The 2,860-nt window shown below is 60.4% G+C and carries 2 protein-coding genes; one reads left to right on the top strand and one right to left on the bottom strand.

Translation table 11 applies throughout. From position 1 onward, the window contains the following. Positions 1–27 precede the first annotated feature (27 nt). Positions 28–1,209: an NO-inducible flavohemoprotein gene (gene hmpA / locus AAAB16_RS03875; RefSeq protein ID WP_340662159.1), complete on the bottom strand. Its 1,182-nt coding sequence runs from the start codon at positions 1,207–1,209 to the stop codon at positions 28–30. A gap of 142 nt (positions 1,210–1,351) precedes the next feature. Between hmpA and norR the strand changes: the two genes are divergently transcribed. After that, the coding region (gene norR, locus AAAB16_RS03870) for a nitric oxide reductase transcriptional regulator NorR (RefSeq protein ID WP_340662158.1) at positions 1,352–2,860 on the top strand (1,509 nt) is incomplete at its 3' end.

Here is a 2,860-nt window from a genome sequence, read left to right as displayed (position 1 = left end):
GCGTCGACTTCGATCACCACACCGCCATCAAGCCTCCAAATTCCCCGCCGGCCCAAAGAACTCGTAATAACGCTGCCCGTCCGGCACCCCCAACCCACGCAAGCTGCGGTTCACATGGGCCATAAAGGGTTGCGGGCCAAGGAAGTAAGCATCCATATCCCGTCCTTCTGGCAGCCACTGCGCCAAGCGCTCCTCGGTCAGAAAACCCGCTTCAACGTGCTGGTCTTCCTCGCGCGGCTCGCTGTAGCAGTAGAAGCGTTTGAGCTGTGGATGCGCCTGCGCTTTGCATTCCAACCAGTCGCGAAACGCATGCACACCGCCGTGCCGGGCGCAGTGGATAAAGTGGATGTCGCGCCCCGTAGTCAGCGCTTGTTCCAGCATCGCCAACGCCGGGGTAATGCCCACCCCGGCGGTAATCAACGCCAGTGGTTTTTCGGAAGGTCGCAGGGTAAACGCACCCGCCGGCGGGAATAGTTCCAGGGTGTCGCCCACTTGCAGCTGCTCATGCAGATAACCCGACACCCGCCCGCCTTTTTCGCGTTTTACGCTAATGCGGTATTCCCGGCCGTTTGGCGCAGCCGATAGTGAGTAGTTGCGGCGCAGGTCATCGCCGTCGATGGTCAGGCGCAGGCCAATATACTGGCCGGGCGCAAACCCCATCAGCGCACCACCATCTGCCGGCACAAAGTAGAACGAGGTGATTTCCTCGCTTTCGACCATTTTGCGTGCCAGGCGGAATTGCCGGCCACCGCGCCAGCCGCCTTCGGCCTGCTCGCTCTCGCTGTACATGGTCTCCTCGATGCCCATCAGCAAATTGGCCAATTGCTGGTAGGCAGCGCCCCAAGCGTCTATCACTTCATCGGTGGCCACTTCAGCGCCCAGCACCTCACGGATGGCTTGCAGCAAGCAGCTGCCGACGATGGGGTAATGCTCCGGCAGAATTTGCAGGGCCACATGTTTGTTAACGATCTGCCCCACCAACGGGCCGAGGGTTTCCAGGCGGTCGATAAATTTGGCGTACATCAGCACCGCATTGGCCAGCGCCCGGGCCTGGGCGCCGCTGGCTTGGTGGGTCTGGTTGAACAGTGGGCGCACCTGCGGGTAGTCGCGCAGCATGGTGTCGTAAAAGTGCGAAGTCAGCGCTTCGCCGCCGGACTCCAGCAAGGGCACGGTGGCTTTGATCAGAGCGGTCTGCGGGGCTGTGAGCATGTGTTCTCTCCTGGATCGTGATAGGGTTTTCCTACCTGGACATTCCAGATTTCATGCCAACTATTTTATTGTTTATTTTCAATAACTTAATATTTTTAAGAGTCATCAAGACACAGGTCATGATGACCAAAAGAGTGTCGAAATGACTGCAAACTCATTGCTGCGTGCCTTTCTTCCCTTGGTCGCCGATTTATCTCGCGAGCTGCCCGAAGGCGAGCGTTACCGGCGCCTGCTGGACGCGTTGCGCGACCTATTACCTTGTGACGCCACTGCGCTGCTGCGCCTGGAAGGCGAGCAATTGGTGCCACTGGCCGTGCATGGTTTAAGCGCCGACACCCTCGGCCGACGCTTTAAAGTGGCCGAACACCCACGCCTCAAAGCCCTATTGGAAAACCGCGAGCCCACCCATTTCGCCGCTGACAGCGATTTACCTGACCCTTACGACGGCCTGGTCGATGGCGTGCACGGCCACTTAGAAGTGCACGATTGCATGGGCTGCTCGCTGTACCTCGACGACCGCCCCTGGGGCGTATTGACCCTCGACGCGCTGGATGCCGAATGCTTTAGCTCCGCCGACTTAACTACCCTCGCCGCCTTCTCCAGCTTGGCGGCAGCCACGGTAAAAGCCGGCGAACGCATTAGCAGCCTGGCCCGTGACGCCCACGACCAACACCAGCTCGCTGAAGTTTACAAACAGGCCGCTGGCCAAGCGCAAGCCAAGGAAATGATCGGCCAGAGCGCCGCGCACAAACGCCTAGTGGAAGAAATCGCCGTAGTCGGCAACAGCGAACTCAGCGTGTTGATCAGCGGCGAAACCGGCGTCGGCAAAGAGTTGGTAGCCCAGGCCATCCACGCCCAATCACCACGGGCCAAGGCGCCCATGATCAGCCTGAACTGCGCCGCACTGCCGGAAACCTTGGTGGAGAGCGAACTGTTTGGCCATGTGCGTGGGGCATTTTCCGGTGCGGTGAATGAGCGGCGCGGCAAGTTTGAATTGGCCGATGGCGGCACGCTGTTTCTCGATGAATTAGGCGAGCTACCGCTGCCGGTGCAGGCCAAGTTGCTGCGGGTGCTGCAAAGCGGGCAGCTGCAACGGGTGGGTTCGGACACAGAACACCACGTTAATGTGCGCGTACTGGCCGCCACCAACCGCGACCTGGCCGAAGAGGTGCGCGCCGGGCGCTTTCGTGCCGACCTCTATCACCGCTTAAGTGTTTATCCGCTGCGCGTACCACCACTGCGAGAGCGCGGCCGCGATGTATTGCTGCTGGCTGGCTATTTTCTCGAAGACAACCGCCCACGCCTGGGCCTGCGCAGCCTGCGTTTGGCCGCCGATGCCCAAGCAGCCCTGCTCGCCTACGACTGGCCGGGCAATGTACGCGAACTCGAACACCTGATCGGCCGCGCCTCGCTTAAAGCACTGGCCGCGTGCAGCGAACGGCCAAGGATTCTCAGCCTGCATGCGCTTGATTTGGCGTTGCCGGATAGCCAGGCGGTGGTCAGCAACGAGACGTTTGCGATTGCGCAAGTTGAAGGCTCAATCGGCGATTTGCGTGAGCATCTGGATAACTACCAACGCCAATTGATCAGTGCCTGCCTGGAACGCCACGCCGGCAACTGGGCCAGTGCCGCACGGGAGCTGGGCTTGGAC

It is taken from the genome of Pseudomonas sp. (genome assembly GCF_037994325.1).
In the GTDB taxonomy this organism is placed as follows: domain Bacteria; phylum Pseudomonadota; class Gammaproteobacteria; order Pseudomonadales; family Pseudomonadaceae; genus Aquipseudomonas.
The sequence above is the reverse complement of the archived record's forward strand: the minus strand, read 5'-3'. Positions and strand labels throughout refer to the sequence as shown.